Source organism: Odoribacter sp. AF15-53, from assembly GCF_003479425.1.
Classification (GTDB): Bacteria; Bacteroidota; Bacteroidia; order Bacteroidales; family Marinifilaceae; genus Butyricimonas.
Window position 1 is genome coordinate 569,183 of sequence record NZ_QUHC01000001.1, and the last position, 16,389, is coordinate 585,571.

The window sequence follows — 16,389 nt, forward strand, 5'->3', positions numbered from 1 at the left end:
GTACAGGATGAAAATATTACATACTTCGGATTGGCATCTGGGAAAACGATTGAATGACGTGGAACGGGTGGATGAACAGGTGCTGGTGATGGACGAGATTATCCGGGTGGCCGATGAGGAGGCGGTGGATGCCGTCGTGGTGGCGGGTGATTTGTTCGATACCTTTAACCCTCCCGTGGAAGCAATCGAGTTGCTGTATCGCACGTTGCACGGGCTGGCCAAAGGGGGACGGCGGCCGGTGATAGCCATTGCCGGGAATCACGATTCGCCCGACCGGGTGGACTCGCCCGACGTGCTGGCACGGGAAAGTGGGATTTTCTTCGCGGGGAATCCCTTGCTCGCCCTGAGAACGGGCGTGACGGAAGGAGGGGTGGCCCTGACCCGTTCGGAAGAGGGGTTTGCCGAGTTCTGTTTGCCGGGATATGATTACCCGTTGCGGGTTATACATACCCCTTACGCGAACAGTCCGAGATTACACCGTTACTTGGGGGTCGAGGATCAGGAGATCGCCTTGCGGGAATTGCTCCGGGAACACTGGGCGGCTCTCGCCGGGAAATATTGCGATGCCAGCGGGGTAAATCTTTTGGTGGCTCACCTTTTCATGATGAAAGAAGGGGGGAACGTGCCCGATGAACCGGACGATGAACGCCCGATCAATATCGGTGGTGCCGACGCGGTGTATTCTTCGTCAATACCTCCGGGCGTGCAGTACGTGGCTCTGGGACACCTGCATCGCTGGCAGACGGTCGACACGGAGCCTTGCCCTGTCGTGTACGGTGGTAGCCCGCTGAGTTACAGTTTTAGCGAGGCGGAGCAGGACAAGTACGTCACGATTGTCGAGCTTGAACCCGGTAGGGAGGCCGTTGTCAACAGGCGTCGCCTCACCGGTGGGCGGGTACTTGTTCGGAAACGTTTCGAGGGAGTCGACGCGGCTTTACGATGGTTGGCGGAACATCCCGACACGTGGGTGGAATTGACCGTGGCCACGGACACGTACCTCACGGCTTTGGAAATAAAGTCGCTGCACGCGGCGCATGACGGTATTGTTTGTATTCTTCCCGAAGTGCGTGACGCCTCGATCACGAGCGATCGCGTGGCTTCTATTCACGACCTGCGATCGGATGTCAACGCGCTTTTCGCCGAGTACTTTCGTCAACGCAAGGGCGTGGAACCGAACGACGAGATTATGTCACTTTTCCGGGAGGCGTTAACCATTGAAAATGAAAAAGGAAGTAGGATTTTGGGGAAAGGGGAGAGTTGATTACCAAGCGTTTTTCCCTTCCGTGTAAGGAGGGGATAAGGGTGGTCGTTCAACTTTCAATTTTTAATCGCTTATGTTGCCAGTTAAATTAACTTTAGAAGGAATTTATTCATATAGGGAGCGCCAGACGATAGATTTTACCCGCCTGACGGAAGCTCGGTTGTTCGGGATTTTCGGGCCCGTGGGGAGTGGCAAGTCCACGATCCTTGACGCGATGATTTACGTGATCTACGGGACGATCGACCGTTTGAACAACGAGGTGAAATATAATTTGATGAACCTGCAATCCAATCGCCTTTTCGTGGACTTCGAGTTCCGGGCGGGGGAAGACGGGCGGCTCTACCGGGCGACGGTGGAAAGTCGGCGGAACAAGAAAAAGTTCACGGATGTATCCTCCCCAAAATACCTTTATCACGTGCGGGAGGGCGACGAGTGGCTGCCCTGTACGCGGGAAGAAGTGATTGACGCGATCGGCTTGAACGTGCAGAATTTCAAACGGGTGGTGATCATCCCGCAAGGGAAGTTCCAGGAATTCCTGTTGTTGCGGGATAAGGAGCGTACCGACATGATGATGGAGTTGTTCGGCGAGTTGCGCCGTTACGATCTTGGCGGGCGGGTGGCTTACCTCGAAGGCGAGACTATCCGGCGAGTGATTGATCTCCGGGGACAACTCACGGGATTGGGCGAGGTGAGTGCGGAGCAACTGGCGGAGCGGAAAGAAGAGTATGCCGGGGTGCGGGAGGAGAGCGCGAGAGTGAAGAAAGAGATTGCCGACGGGCAAAAGGAAGAAGAGCGTTTGAAGAAGGTGAAGCAACTCGTGGACGAGTTGGATAAACGAAAGGCTGAAAAGGACACGTTGGATGCTAGTGGTGAGGAATTTAAGCTTTTGCAAAGTCGCGTTTGCGAACATGAGCGGTTTGTCGAACGTTTCTTGCAACCTTTGAATCAATACGAGGAAGCGGAACGACGAGCGAACGAGGCGGCGGGGGTTCTCGCTAATTACTGGGAGGTGCTGCGGGTAAAGCGAGAAGAATTAACCGCGTTCTCGGAACACTTTAGTCGTTTGAAACAGGAGTACGAACAGCGGGACGGTTTGAGGGAAAGAGCCGAACGATTGGGATTGTTGTTGCATTTACGGGCTGTTCGGAAAGAACAGGGTGATTTGCGGGAACGTCACGGGAAAGGCGAAAAACTGGTGATTGCCGGTAGGGAGGAAGCGGGAAAGTTACGGGAATCGCTGAATGACCGGAAAAAGGAATTGGAAGACGTGCAACAAGCTATGCCCGACATGAAGGTGTTGTCGGATATCCGGGAATGGTACAATATGCAACAACATATCGGGGAAGAGAATGCCCGGTTGCGGGAGGAGATAGCGGGCGTGGAGAAAGAACTACATCTGATACAACGTGATGTCGAAATCATACAACAACAACATCCCGCTTTCAAGGGAGTGCCTCCCCTTGATTGCCCCGCATTGCAACGGGCATGTCAGGAAGAACGGGAACGGGTTGGTACTGATATAAAAAAGATACGAGACGAGTGGATGCACCAGAATAGCCGCCAGCGGTTGGCTGATTTTGCCGGGGAATTGTCGGAGGGTGAACCCTGTCCTCTTTGCGGGGCGTTGTCTCATCCCGCCCCCTTGCACGCCGCGGAAGTGGCGGAAGACCTGAAGGTGAAAGCGGCCCGGATCGAGGCTTTGGAGAACGAGGAAAAACAGTTGGATCGTATCGCTTCCCGCCTGACGGTTATCAACGAACGGGGCCAGTCGGCCTTGGAGAGAAGGGAGCAATTGACCCGGAAATTGAAGGCCGTGGAGGAGAAGTTGCGGGCGCATCGTTCCCGTTTCACGTGGGAAAAGTATCCGGCAGATGACTTGCAAATGATCATGCGGGAGATAAACCGGACGACCCTTCTAAACGAGAAGAAGCGGGAGTTGGAGAAAACGTGCAAGCTCACGGAGGAAGCGATCGAGCGAAAACGGGTGGAGTTGGAAAAATATATAGCCCGTCTTGACGAGATCAACCGGGAGGTCGTGCAACGGGATTCGCGGGTGGAATTGTTGCGGGGACAACTGGCCGGGTTTGACGTCGCGGCCTACGAGGATATGCCCGATACGGGGATTCAACGAGAGCTGGAAACTTGTAGGGAACGTTTCGAACGGGTTGGGAGTGAATATCAGCGGGATTTCGAGAAGTCGAGAGCGATCGAGGCGGAGTACCGGAAACTCGAGGGGAGCGTGGAGGAAAAAAGTAAGGAAGTGATCCGGTTACAACGGGAATTCGCGGAGCGTGATGAACGGTTGAAAGAGTTGTTGAAAGGTTCTGTTTATAAGAACGCGGGTGATTTGCGGCGTTATTTGACAGAGTCCACGTTTGACGTGTCCGGGGCTAGGGAAAGGATTCGTCAATACGAACAGCGATTGCACGTTCTGGAAGTTCGGATTGCGGAGTTGCGGGCGTTGCTTGAGGGGGTGTCTCATGACGTGGAGGTGTTCGAGGCATTTGAAGAAGGGTTGAGGGCGTTGAAGGAGCGAGAACAGGTGATACTGGCGAAGCTGGGGGCCTTGGAGAACCAGATCAAGGATATGGAAACTCGTGTCGCTGCCCGGGAGAAGATCGGGAAGGAACTGGAAGGATTGGAACTGCGGCTGGCAAACCTGCAAATGCTGAAAGGATTGTTCCGGGGGAATGATTTCGTGAAGTTCGTTTCGTCGATGTACCTGCAAAACTTGTGTAACGCGGCAAACGAGCGGTTCTACCGGATGACCCGACAACGCCTGAAATTGGAATTGAGCGAGGATAATGATTTTATCGTGCGTGATTTCATGAACGAGGGGCGTACCCGGAGTGCCCGTACGCTTTCCGGCGGGCAGGTATTCCAGGCTTCGCTCTCGCTGGCCTTGGCGCTGACCGATAATATCCGTCATCTCACGGGAAGTAACCAGAATTTCTTCTTTCTCGACGAGGGTTTCGGTTCGCTGGACCGGGAATCCTTGGGTGTCGTTTTTGACACGCTCAAGTCACTGCGTGCCGAGAACCGGGTGGTCGGGTTGATTTCCCATGTCGAGGAGATGCAGCAGGAGATTCCCGTGTGCTTGTTCGTGGAGAACTCGGTGGAGGAGGGAAGCACGATAAGAATTGAAAATTGAGAATTGAAAATGAACTACCACCCCCAGCCCCTCCTTACACAGGAGGGGAGACCGCTTGGTAATCAGCTCTCCCCCTGTGTAAGGGGGAGCCGGTGGGGGTAGTTGGAAATCTAAAATCTAAAATTGATACATGGTAAAAGTTGGTTTATTATCAGATACTCACGGGTGGTTGGACCCGAAGATCGTGGAGTTTTTTAAAGATTGTAACGAGGTGTGGCATTGTGGGGATATCGGGGATGTGGCGATAACGGATGCTTTGGCGAAACAATTCACGTTGCACGCGGTGTACGGGAACATTGACGGGGGGATATTACGGCGGATATTCCCGGAGAAGGAGGTCTTCCGTTGCGAGAACGTGAAGGTGGTGATCACGCATATCGGGGGGTATCCCGGACATTATGACCGTAAGATCGCGGAGACCTTGCGGCGGGAACGTCCCCAGCTTTTCGTGTGCGGTCACTCGCATATCGCGAAAGTGAAATACGATCAGGCGTTGGGGTGTTTGCATATCAATCCGGGGGCGGCTGGGAAATTCGGGTTCCACGCGGTGCGAACGGCTGTCCGTTTCGATATCAACGGGGACCGGATCGAGAACCTGGAACTCATCGAGTTGGAAAAATGAATATTTTAAGACTCTGTTAGTACATTTAATGCTTTCGGATTGTTACATTTGTGCAAATAACTCGTAGAAAGAGAAGAATAATAAAGTATATAAGTATGAAAAGAGTATTACTATCGGCGGTAGCCTTGCTAATCGCCTGTTTAAGTTGGGAAAACGCTGCCGCACAACGGAATCCCCGTGCCGTGCAGGAACAAGCGGTGAAATACCAGCGATTGATGCAAATGATTGATGCCGCTTACGTGGATACCGTGAATTTGAAGAAACTGACGGAAGATGCTATCGTGAAGGTGCTGGCTGACCTTGACCCGCATTCCGTGTATATTTCCAAGGAAGAAGTCGAGGAGGCAAACGAGCCGTTGGATGGTGGCTTTTTCGGTATTGGTATCCAGTTTAACGTGCTAAACGATACATTAATAGTGGTGGATGTCGTTGCCGGGGGGCCTTCCGAGAAGGTCGGCTTGCTGGCGGGAGACCGGATTATCGCCGTTGACGGGGAGAATATTACCGGGATCGGTATCAGCAACACGGACGTGCGAAAACGCTTGAAAGGGGAAAAAGGCTCTGTCGTGAAGGTGAAAGTGAAGAGAGGGAACGAGATCATTGATTTTAATATCATACGTGATATGATTCCGATTTATAGTGTTGACGCTTCTTACATGATCGACAAGAATATCGGTTATATCAAGATTGCCCGCTTTGCCGCCACGACGGTGGAGGAGTTCGAGAAGGCGGTGAAGGAGTTGAAAGCCCAGGGAATGAAAGACCTTATCATTGACCTGCAGGGGAACGGTGGCGGGTACATGGGTGCCGCGATCGGTCTGGCCGATCATTTGCTGGACGGGCAGAAATTGATCGTTTACACGGATACGCCTAACGGTCAACGTATCGCCGAATCGTCCACGCCTGCTGGGTTGTTCCAAGACGGTCGGGTGGTTGTGCTGATCGACGGGAATTCCGCTTCTGCCAGTGAAATCGTGTCGGGAGCCATACAGGATTGGGATCGCGGGTTGATCGTGGGACGTCGTTCTTTCGGTAAAGGATTGGTGCAACGCCAGTTCCCGCTGACGGACGGTTCGATGGTTCGCCTTACGGTGTCGCATTATTTCACGCCCTCCGGTCGTTGTATCCAGAAACCTTACAAGGGGAAAGATTACCAGGCCGAGGTGTACGAGCGTTACACGAGTGGCGAGATGTTCAGTGCCGATAGTATCGAGTTGACGGATTCGACTAAATATTACACGAAGAAGGATCATCGTTTGGTGTACGGAGGGGGTGGTATCATTCCCGACGTGTTCGTTCCGGTTGACACGGGAATTAATTACACCTATTTCAACCGCCTGCTGGCAAAGGGCGTGATCAATGAATATGTGTTGAACTATGTCGATAAGAACCGGGAATCTCTTAAAAAGAAGTACCCGAAGTTCGAGGCTTTCAAGAAGGATTTTCAAGTGACAGATGCCATGGTTGACGAGATCGTGAAGATCGGTGAGAAACAGGGCGTGAAGAAGGACGAAAAACTTTTCGTCCCGATCGTGCCGGAAATCAAGTTGTTCGTGAAGTCGTTGATCGCCCGTGATCTTTGGAATATGAACGAGTTGTATCGTATCTCGAATGAACAGAACAAGGTGCTGAAAGCCGGGATAAAGGCATTGCAGGACGGGACGTACGGGAAGATTATCAAGTAACGGGACGTTACTTGATAAGTTGCAGGTTAACAGGTTACAAGTTACAGGTTCTTGACATTTCTTGAAGACGAACCTGTAACTTGCAGGGCCGAAGGCACGACTTGTAACCTGTAACTGAAATAACAAACTTGTTTGTTATTTCATCCCTTGGCCTGTTTTTTGTTGTGAATATTATTTAGTTTTAATACTTATTACACATTATAATTGAGTAACCTAAAATGTTAGAGGAATGAAGAAGTTTTTGTTAGTAGTGATTGCAGTGGTCACCTTAGGTAGTGTACAAGCCCAAACCGCGTTCAAGAATAAGGTGGAAGGTATAACCGGAACGGAATTCTATTTTGGTCCGAAATTCGGTTTTAACGTGGCAAGTATTAGTGATGGTTTGAATAAGAGTAAATTCAGCTTTCATCTTGGAGCTTTCGCCGAGTTCAAGTTTAATGACCTGTTCGGTTTGCAGACCGAGTTGATCTATTCTCGTCAAGGAGATAAGGGAAAAAGCGGTGGCGTTAAGACGTGGGCTCGCGTAAACTATTTGAATATTCCAGTATTGGCTAAATTCTACGTTTGGGAAGGAATTAGCGTGGATCTCGGTCCTCAATTAGGTTTTGCCTTGAACGGGAAGAATAAAACGAAATCCGGCGGGACGGAAGTAAAAACGGATATAGATCATCTGAACACGGTGGATTTGAGTTTCGCCATGGGGTTGTCTTATGATTTTGACATGGGATTAGTTGTTTCCGCTCGTTATAATTTAGGTTTGACCAACGTGGTCGAGAAAGATAAATTTGGCGGGAATAACCAGAATAGGGTATTTCAGTTATCCGCGGGTTGGAAATTCTAGAAATTGATTTATAAGGCTCGCGTGGTCAATTATAGAGACTGGGCCTTAACTATTTAATTGAAAAGAACGAGATTCATTGAGTCTCGTTCTTTTCATATATGAACATTTGGTGATTTGTTTATCCTGTCTTTAATTTCGCTCATTCGCCTGTATTTTACCGTACATGCATTAGTGCTTCACTTGTAAGTTAATTGAAAGTTAACTGGAAGTTGACTGAAAGTTGATTGGCGGGTTCGTGAATTTTTGCTTGATGTTATATTGATAAATAGTTACTATATAGGTGAGACTGTAATGAGATACAGGTGAAACTATCCGGAAACACGCCGGAAGGAATAATGGAATTATTGTATTCTACAGTTTTTCACGCTATCTATCTGTATGCTTGTAGAATGATAGTGGTTATTTGTGAAATTTTGAATATTAATTAACGAACATTTAATGATATTGCAAATGTACGTATTTTATTTTAATTCACAAACAGTTGTAACTACTATTTAATGTGTTCATTATCAAAAGTTAAAAAGGTTATCGTATTCTTCCCTGTTTAGCTTGTTAAACACGCTATGTATAATCGCTTAAAACCTTCGTTTAATGAATTAACGTGTTAATATAATAGAGTGTGCATGCAATAAGAGAAGAGCTATGATTTTACTAAAGATTTTCAAGTCGAGTAACAGGTCCGTGTATTTCAAGCTTGCGAGAAAGTATAACACGACGGTCTGGAAGGTTTACAAATTAGCTCACGGGAAGAGGGTCCGGCTGACGGGTTCTACCGGTGATATCTTGAACGAGTTGAAAGCTCTGAACATCATTAGATCCGTCCGAATCTGATGTCTGGTTGCAGAGGGGTCACGAGTGTGGCCCCTTTTTTATTGTCTTAATAGTTTGCGAGTAAGGACTTTGTGATCATGAATGAATTCGGGGAGGTATTCCGCTTTGTTCGCCCGTGAGGGACAGATGTCAATACCTCCGCGACGGGTGTAGATACACGATACGGCAAGTATTTCCGGTTGAAACAGGTCCCAGAGGCGTTTGTAAATCATTTCGCATATCTCCTCGTGGAAATGGTTCTCGTTCCGCAGGGATACGATGTATTTCAACAGGGACACGTTGTTCGGCAGGCGATTGGCTTTCATGCGGATGTACACGCTTCCCCAGTCCGGTTGTTTCGTGATCTTGCAGTTGCTTCGCAGCAGATGGCTGCATACTTTGATTTCCCCGCTTTCAACCGGTTGCTCTTTCAAGAGGGAGGGAGTTTCCGTGTATTGGGTGAAGGTCACCGTGTCCATTTCCGGCAGGTCTTCCAATAGCGAGTAAGCTTCGAAATCAAAATACAGTTCTTCGGGTTCCCGGGGGAAAAAGGTTACATCCACGCGGGTTTGCAATATCTGTTCAAGATCTGATTGCACGATCTTGGAAAAGGACTCTATTCCCTCGGTGATGTTCTCTCCAAGATGGGTCATGTTCAACGAGTTCAAGTAAAGTTTCAACGATTTACTTTCCACGATGTACGGGCTGTTCGCGGGATAGATAATCTTTAGCAAGCCGCACACGGGTAAGCCGTTATTCGTCAGAAAACCCGCCTCGTAGGCGTGCCACGTGTCGTAGCCTTGGAATAGTTCCTCCGGATCGTGGATATCGTATATCTCCCGGTTCAGGTTACGCGGCACCGGGACGAGGATAAGCGGGCAGTAATCGGAGGGGTATTCTACCCGTTGCCCCAGAACTTTCGCTTCGATGTCCATGACTAGAAGTTTTGCATGTTGTACAATTTCGTGTAGATGCCGTCTAGCGCCAGCAATTCTTCATGCCGTCCCCGTTCGACAATCTCTCCCTCGTGGAAAACGCAGATTATGTCGGCGTTGCGAATTGTCGACAAGCGGTGAGCCACGACGATCGAAGTGCGGTTCTTCATCAAGTTGTCGAGGGCTTCCTGCACGAGTTTTTCCGACTCGGTATCCAATGCCGACGTTGCCTCGTCGAGGATCATGATCGGCGGGTTTTTCAGCACGGCACGGGCGATACTCAAGCGTTGGCGTTGACCGCCGCTTAGTTTACCCCCGCGATCACCGATGTAGGTGTCATAGCCTTTTTCGGTTTGCATGATGAACTCGTGGGCGTTGGCAATACGTGCCGCCTGTTCCACTTCTTCCCGCGTGGCTGATTCCACGCCGAAGGCGATGTTGTTGAATATGGTGTCGTTGAAGAGGATCGGGTCTTGATTGACATTCCCCATTAATTCGCGCAAGCAGTGCAGCGATACATCCTTGATGTTAATGCCGTCAATCGTGATCTCTCCCTTGATGACGTCGTAGAAACGGGGGAGCAGATCGACAAAGGTACTCTTTCCCGAACCCGATTGCCCGACGAGGGCAATGGTTTTGCCTTTCTCGATCGTGACGTTCACGTTTTTCAGAACCATCCGGTCGGGGCGATAGGCGAAACTGACGTTATTGTATTTGATTTCCCGGTTGAATTCAGTCAAGGGTTTCGGGTGTTCGGGTTCCAGGATGGACGATTCGGCGTTCAATATCTGGTCGATACGATCCATGGCGGCGGCTCCTTTCTGGATGCTGTACAACGCCGTGGAGAATTGTTTTGCCGGGTTGATGATCGAGTAGAAGAGGGCGATATAGGCGATAAAGTCCGAGGCTTCCATGATCGGGGAATGTCTCAGGATCAAGGTTCCGCCGAACCACACGACCATTACCACGACAATCGTTCCAAGGAATTCGCTCATCGGGTGGGCGAGGGAACGCCGCCACATGAGGCGGTTCATGATGCGTCGGTATTGTTCGTTATGCGTGGTGAAGAGAGTATCCATTTTGTCCTCGGCATTGAACGCCTTGATCACGCGCAAGCCAGAGAGGGTTTCCTCGATGTTCGAGAGGATTTCGCCCATTTTGTCCTGTCCTTCCTTGGATCGTTTTTTCAGTGTTTTTCCCACTTTCCCGATGAGTGTTCCCATGATCGGTAGAAGTACCAGCACGAAGAGGGTCAGTTGCCAGCTCATGAAGACCATGGCAGAGAGATAAATCAGGATGATGATCGGGTTCTGGAAAAACATTTCCAGCGAGTTCATGATCGAGTTTTCCACTTCCTGCACGTCTCCCGTGGTACGGGCGATAATATCTCCTTTGCGTTCCTCGGAGAAGAATGGCAGGGGTAAAGACAGTATTTTCTGGTATATTTTCCGGCGGATATCACGGACCACGCCATTCCGGATATACACGATCTCGTAAGCGGCGAGGTAGGAAAAACCGGTTTTAAATAACGCGGCCAATACGAAAAATCCCCCGGCAATCAACAATGTTGTCGGGGCCGAGAAATACTCTTTCAAGAGCGTGATGTAGTAGTTGAAGTTGTTCATTAAAACCTCCTTGTCTAGTTCGAAAGGCATGAGTTCCGTGACATCTTTTGTTACATTAAAAAGAATATTCAGCACGGGTGCGAGCAGCACGAATGATATGGAACCGAACACGGCGGAAAGAATGTTATAAAATATATTTTTCCCGAGCCGGGCCTTGTAAGGAGGGATGAACCTCTTCAGTATTTGGATAAAATCACGCATTAACGGGGAATTTAGGATTTAAGATTTAGAATTTGAAATGGAGAATTGAAAATAAAATCCTCGTTTTCAATTCTCCATTTTCAATGGTTTTATAGTTTTCCCGTGTAGTTGGACGGGCTGATTTGTTTCAGTTGTTCTTTCAGTTCGGCGGATACATCGAGGGTATCGATGAATTCGGCGATAGAGGCTTGGGTGACCTTGCTGTTGGTGCGGGTAAGCGCTTTCAGGGCCTCGTACGGGTTGGGATAAGACTCCCGGCGGAGTATCGTTTGAATGGCCTCGGCTACCACGGCCCAGTTCTCCTCCAGGTCGGCCTCGATTGCAGCCCGGTTGATGATTAGCTTGTTGAGTCCTTTTAACGTGGACTTGAAGGCGATGATCGTGTGGGCCAAGGGTACTCCGACGTTACGCAACACGGTGGAATCCGTGAGGTCACGTTGCAGACGGGAGATCGGCAGTTTGTTGCTGAGGTGATCGAGCACGGCGTTTGCCATTCCCAGGTTTCCTTCGGAGTTTTCGAAGTCGATCGGGTTTACCTTGTGAGGCATGGCAGATGAACCTACTTCTCCGGCTTTGATTTTCTGTTTGAAGTATGACATGGAGATATACGTCCAAAAGTCACGGTCGAGGTCTATGACGATGTTGTTGAGGCGGCGCAGGTTGTCGAACACGGCGGCAAAGTTGTCGTAGTTTGATATTTGCGTGGTGTATTGTTCGCGTTCGATCTTTAGTTTTTCGGTGAGGAACTTGTTGGCGAAGGCCGTCCAGTCGATTTCGGGATACGCCACGTTGTGGGCGTTGAAATTACCCGTGGCTCCCCCGAATTTACCGGAGCAAGCGACTTTTTTCAGTAGTTCCAGTTGTTTGGTCAACCGGTAGACGAATACCCGGATTTCTTTTCCCAAACGAGTGGGTGAGGCCGGTTGCCCGTGGGTTTTCGCTAACATGGGAATCTCTTTCCACTCTTCGGCAAGTTCTTCCAGCTTGGCGATAAGTTCGTCGATCACGGGATAATACACGTCGTGGATGGCATCACGGAACGAGCAGGGAACTGCCGTGTTATTGATGTCCTGTGAGGTCAGGCCGAAGTGGATGAATTCTTTGTAATCGTGGAGGTTCAAGGCGTCGAACCGTTCTTTGATGAAGTATTCCACGGCTTTCACGTCGTGGTTGGTTACTTTCTCGATGTCCTTGATTTTCTGGGCATCCTCGACGGTGAAATCGAGGTATATTTCTTTCAAGCTGTCGAACAGCGCGGGATCAAATCCCCGCAATTGTGGCAACGGTAACTCGCAAAGCGCGATGAAGTATTCGACCTCTACCATTACCCTGTAACGAATCAGGGCGCTTTCGGAGAAGTAGTTTGCCAACCCTTCTACTTTGTCCCTGTACCTGCCGTCAATCGGCGAAATAGCTGTTAATGCCTGCATAATATTATCTGTTTAATTGTTTTTCACACTATCATTTGTTGTTCGAAAATTACTTCGACTTGCAAAAATACAAAAAAGAGTTACAGGTTACAAGTTTACAGGTTACAAGTTATTTTCCCGCACGAGCTAACGCTCTTTTCCCGTTAAACTTTAAATTTTAAACTCTAAACTTTCAATCCTTCATTGTCTGAGTTTGCGAAAAAATGTTTAGATTTACAGGGATTTTAAAAGACGAGTTATGAATTTCATCCGGGATTTTTCGAGAGGGATACGAGCGTACGGGGAGGCGGCGAGATTGTTGTTCTCGCCACGCTTGAGAGGGTTCATGTTGTTTCCCGTGGTGATTATTATCTTGCTGTTTGTGATGGGAAATTATGCCGTGGGGTATCTGGGTGATGGGCTTTCCGGGGTGATCGAGGAGAAGATCACGTCTTGGATCGAGGGGATTTCATGGTTGACATGGTTGTCGGGAACGGCCGGGGTTATCGTGAAGGTGTTCGTGCGGATACTTTACTATATATTATTTATTTCGTTCGGGGGATACGTGGTTATGGTGGTGATGTCACCGGTTTATTCATGGCTGTCGGAACGGACGGAAGCTATCGTTTCGGGAAGAGAGTATTCGTTTAACTTGGGACAGTTGGCGTGGGAAATCGGACGGGGTATCGTGATCTCGTTGCGTTGCGCGCTGTTTCAGTTATTGATGACGTTGTTCCTGTTTGTTTGTTCGTTTATCCCGGTAGCGGGATTAATTACGCCTATATTGACATTCGGGGTAAGCGCTTATTTTTACGGGTTTGCTTTTATGGATTATGCCGTGGAGAGGAAGCGTTTCCGGGTGAAGGAGAGCGTGATGTATATGCGACGTAACGCGGGGACGGTGACGGCGATCGGGACGGTGTTCACGTTGTCGCTGATGATACCGTTGGCGAGTATCGTGGTTTGTAGTTTCGTGTCGTTGCTTTCCGTGGTGGCTGGAACGGTGGCGATAGAGAAACAATTGAAAATTGAGAATTGAATTTAGTTTAGAGTTTAGAATTTAGAGTTTAGAGTGAAAAGAGTGTTGGTTCGTGCGGGGAAATGACCTGTAACTTGTAACCTGCAAACTTGTAACTCGCTGAAGGCGATTCTCTTTTATAATTTGCCGGAGGCGAAAAAGGAATTGAAAATGAAAAAGTGGTTGTTTGTTATATTGTTGTTAGCGTGTTTTTGCCCGGTATTTGCCGGGGAGGACGAAACGAGGGGTGTGGACGAGAAACGGGAGTTGGTGTATAAGGTGGATATAAAGGACGAAATCGGACCGGGTATATGGCGGTTGACAAAAAGGTCTTTTGACCGGGCCACCGACGAGGGGGCCGACGTGATTCTGGTACACATGAACACGTACGGGGGAATGGTGGTGTATGCCGATTCTCTGCGTAGCCTGATATTGAATTACCCGAAACCCGTGTGGGTGTTTATTGATAATAACGCGGCATCGGCAGGAGCGTTGATCTCTATTGCATGTGACCGGATTTACATGCGGGAGGGGGCGAATATAGGTGCCGCTACAGTCGTGAACCAGACGGGTGAGGCCATGCCCGACAAGTATCAATCGTATATGCGGTCCATGATTCGGGCAACGGCACAGGCGCACGGGAAGGATACCGTGACGGAGAACGGGCGTACGGTGGTTCGTTGGCATCGGGACCCGTTAATTGCCGAAGCGATGGTGGATGATCGTGTGGTGGTCGAAGGGGTGACCGATAGCGGGAAAGTGGTGACATTCACCCCGCACGAGGCCATGCAGTACGGTTATTGTGACGGGATTGCGGAGAACGTGGCGGAGGTGTTGCAGAAAGAGGGGGTTACGAATTACGAGTTGCGTCAATACGAACCCACGACGTTGGATCAATTGATCGGTTTTCTGATCAGCCCGATCGTGCAGGGGATTTTGATCATGGTTATTATCGGGGGAATTTATTTCGAGTTACAGACTCCGGGTGTCGGGTTCCCGCTTGTGGCAGCGGTTACGGCCTGTTTATTATATTTTGCCCCGTTGTACTTGGAAGGGTTTGCGAACTACGTGGAGATTATTCTGTTCGTGGTGGGATTGATCTTGTTGTTGCTGGAGATATTTGTGATACCGGGGTTCGGGGTGACGGGAATACTGGGGATCGTGTGTGTGGTGGGCTCATTGGCCTTGGCCGGTATTGACGATTTTACTTTCGAGTTTTTACCGGATTTCACGAGTGCTATTATTCGCTCGTTGTTCTTCGTGGTGAGTTGTTCGTTGGTGTCGTTGTTCGGGAGTATATGGTTGAGTCAAAAGCTGTTCGGTTCCAGAAGGTTGAACTTTGCCTTGCATGCGGAACAGAAAGTGGAGGATGGTTTCGTGGGAGTGGATATGGCGGTTAAGGAAGAAATAGGAAAGGAAGGGGTGGCCTTCACAGACTTACGTCCGGCGGGGAAGGTCTCGATCGGGGATGACGTGTACGATGCCGTGTCGGAAACAGGTGCTTTTATCACACGGGGTACTTCGGTACGGGTGTTAAAGTATCAGGCCGGTCAGGTATACGTGGTCAAGGCGTGAGAGTATAAGCGTTGATAAACAGGGGATGGCGTGGTGCGGGATAAAAAAGAGGCTTGCGTCTGGTACGAGCAGCGGCTACGGGCGGTAACGAGGTTGCCGAAGAGAGACTGGAAAGTTTAGAGTGATCCTGTCTATTTATTTAATGTTTTTCAATAAACGGTTATATTCGTGTAAGAAGTTAGGGGTAAAGATATTTGCATTCATGTTTTGTTCGATCTCTTTGCGTGACCAGAAACGTCCCTCGTCAACTTCGTCGTTATTGATGTGTATAGCGTCATGAGACGTGCAAAGGAAGGGGAAAACGAGTTCTCGTTCACGGGAGCTTTCCCACACGTAAGAACCGAGGAAACGGGCTTTAAATTTGGTGATTCCCAGTTCTTCGGATGTTTCCCGTTTTAAGGCATCTTCGATTTTTTCACCCAGTCCCACGTGTCCCCCGACGGCGGTATCCCACATGCCGGGAAGAAGGTCTTTTTTCATGCTCCGTTTTTGCAGGTAAATGTCGCCTCGTTCATTGATCAGGTGAAGGTGTACGACGGGGTGCAGGAGCATGGAACCGGAATGGCAACTCCGGCGAGTGGCTTTACCGACCACTTCTCCCTTCTCGTTCACCACGGGTAGCCATTCATCCTGGCTGGCAGCCTTGGCAAGAAGCCTGTTTTTCACGAATAGAGTAAGGAAGAAGAGAATAATCAGTATATACAGTAGCGGTCCTTCGATAAATTGGTGAATCTCTTCGTCAAACAGGAAGGCCGAAGCGAAAGCAAGAGCCGTGTGTGCGATAAGCAGGTAGAACAGCAGGCGCAGCATCCGGTGCATGGCTTGCTGTTGTTCCGGCGTGATCTGCAACGTCTTGCGGTATGATTCCGGTAAGGTTTTGGTCATGTCCGCTTTCGAGAATGCGAATACTCCCAGTAAGACGCACATGGCGGCTTCCACGATTGTTTGTTGTATTTTCTCGAAAGAAGTTCCTTCCAACAATAGGCTGATAGCTCCCAGAGCAATGAAAAACAGGGTGTTGACAAGTGTCATTTTATTGATCTGTTTCTCTTTGATCCACGAGTAGAAAAACTCTCCGGCTCCTAGTACAATCACGGTAATCAATCCGATTTTAGGGCCGAAGAATTCTTCAGCGATGAAGTATAAAAGGATGAGGACGAAGGAGGGGAGGAGAGACTTCATAATAATTGAAAATTGAAAATTGAGAATTGAAATTGAAATGGAAAGAAGAGAATGTACATTCTCTTCTTTCCATT

The 16,389-nt window shown here is 49.2% G+C and carries 12 protein-coding genes and 1 pseudogene; 8 read left to right on the forward strand and 5 right to left on the reverse strand.

What is annotated here, in order from left to right; all coding sequences use genetic code 11:
• Window positions 1–7: 7 nt before the first annotated feature.
• The 6 genes from DWW52_RS02335 to DWW52_RS02360 all read left to right on the forward strand — a co-directional run bounded on the left by DWW52_RS02335 (window position 8) and on the right by DWW52_RS02360 (window position 8,391).
• The gene (locus DWW52_RS02335) at window positions 8–1,261 is read left to right on the forward strand and encodes an exonuclease SbcCD subunit D (protein WP_118713848.1); all 1,254 of its coding nucleotides are present in this window, start codon (window positions 8–10) and stop codon (window positions 1,259–1,261) included.
• Window positions 1,262–1,334: 73 nt separating this feature from the next.
• Window positions 1,335–4,412 (forward strand): AAA family ATPase, encoded by a 3,078-nt coding sequence (locus DWW52_RS02340; protein WP_118713849.1) that lies wholly within the window; start codon window positions 1,335–1,337, stop codon window positions 4,410–4,412.
• 130 nt (window positions 4,413–4,542) lie between these two features.
• Window positions 4,543–5,034 carry a metallophosphoesterase gene (locus DWW52_RS02345; protein ID WP_118713850.1) on the forward strand — a complete coding sequence of 164 codons (492 nt, stop codon included), beginning with the start codon at window positions 4,543–4,545 and terminating at the stop codon, window positions 5,032–5,034.
• A gap of 95 nt (window positions 5,035–5,129) precedes the next feature.
• Complete coding sequence (locus DWW52_RS02350) at window positions 5,130–6,719, forward strand: S41 family peptidase (protein ID WP_118713851.1); 1,590 nt, start codon at window positions 5,130–5,132, stop codon at window positions 6,717–6,719.
• Window positions 6,720–6,948: 229 nt separating this feature from the next.
• The gene (locus DWW52_RS02355; RefSeq protein ID WP_118713852.1) at window positions 6,949–7,560 is read left to right on the forward strand and encodes a porin family protein; all 612 of its coding nucleotides are present in this window, start codon (window positions 6,949–6,951) and stop codon (window positions 7,558–7,560) included.
• Between the two features lie 642 nt (window positions 7,561–8,202).
• Window positions 8,203–8,391 carry a hypothetical protein gene (locus DWW52_RS02360; RefSeq protein ID WP_118713853.1) on the forward strand — a complete coding sequence of 63 codons (189 nt, stop codon included), beginning with the start codon at window positions 8,203–8,205 and terminating at the stop codon, window positions 8,389–8,391.
• A gap of 38 nt (window positions 8,392–8,429) precedes the next feature.
• On the opposite strand, the gene DWW52_RS02365 is transcribed toward DWW52_RS02360, so the two are convergent.
• The 3 genes from DWW52_RS02365 to purB all read right to left on the reverse strand — a co-directional run bounded on the left by DWW52_RS02365 (window position 8,430) and on the right by purB (window position 12,561).
• Complete coding sequence (locus DWW52_RS02365) at window positions 8,430–9,305, reverse strand: NADPH-dependent 7-cyano-7-deazaguanine reductase QueF (protein ID WP_118713854.1); 876 nt, start codon at window positions 9,303–9,305, stop codon at window positions 8,430–8,432.
• 2 nt (window positions 9,306–9,307) lie between these two features.
• A complete protein-coding gene (locus tag DWW52_RS02370; RefSeq protein ID WP_118713855.1) occupies window positions 9,308–11,131 on the reverse strand; it encodes an ABC transporter ATP-binding protein in 1,824 nt (607 codons plus the stop codon).
• A gap of 89 nt (window positions 11,132–11,220) precedes the next feature.
• Window positions 11,221–12,561, reverse strand: a complete 1,341-nt coding sequence (gene purB / locus DWW52_RS02375) for an adenylosuccinate lyase (RefSeq protein WP_118713856.1) — start codon at window positions 12,559–12,561, stop codon at window positions 11,221–11,223.
• Between the two features lie 238 nt (window positions 12,562–12,799).
• Between purB and DWW52_RS02380 the strand changes: the two genes are divergently transcribed.
• Together DWW52_RS02380 and DWW52_RS02385 are read left to right on the forward strand one after the other, a co-directional pair.
• Complete coding sequence (locus tag DWW52_RS02380) at window positions 12,800–13,579, forward strand: EI24 domain-containing protein (RefSeq protein WP_118713857.1); 780 nt, start codon at window positions 12,800–12,802, stop codon at window positions 13,577–13,579.
• A gap of 150 nt (window positions 13,580–13,729) precedes the next feature.
• Window positions 13,730–15,133 carry a nodulation protein NfeD gene (locus tag DWW52_RS02385; RefSeq protein ID WP_118714290.1) on the forward strand — a complete coding sequence of 468 codons (1,404 nt, stop codon included), beginning with the start codon at window positions 13,730–13,732 and terminating at the stop codon, window positions 15,131–15,133.
• Window positions 15,134–15,268: 135 nt separating this feature from the next.
• Here the strand turns inward: DWW52_RS02385 and DWW52_RS21185 are convergent, their stop codons facing one another.
• Window positions 15,269–15,799, reverse strand: a complete 531-nt coding sequence (locus DWW52_RS21185) for an NUDIX domain-containing protein (protein ID WP_233556699.1) — start codon at window positions 15,797–15,799, stop codon at window positions 15,269–15,271.
• A 135-nt stretch (window positions 15,800–15,934) separates the two neighbouring features.
• Window positions 15,935–16,315: pseudogene (locus tag DWW52_RS21190) on the reverse strand (septation protein IspZ); the annotation flags it as partial.
• Window positions 16,316–16,389: the final 74 nt, after the last annotated feature.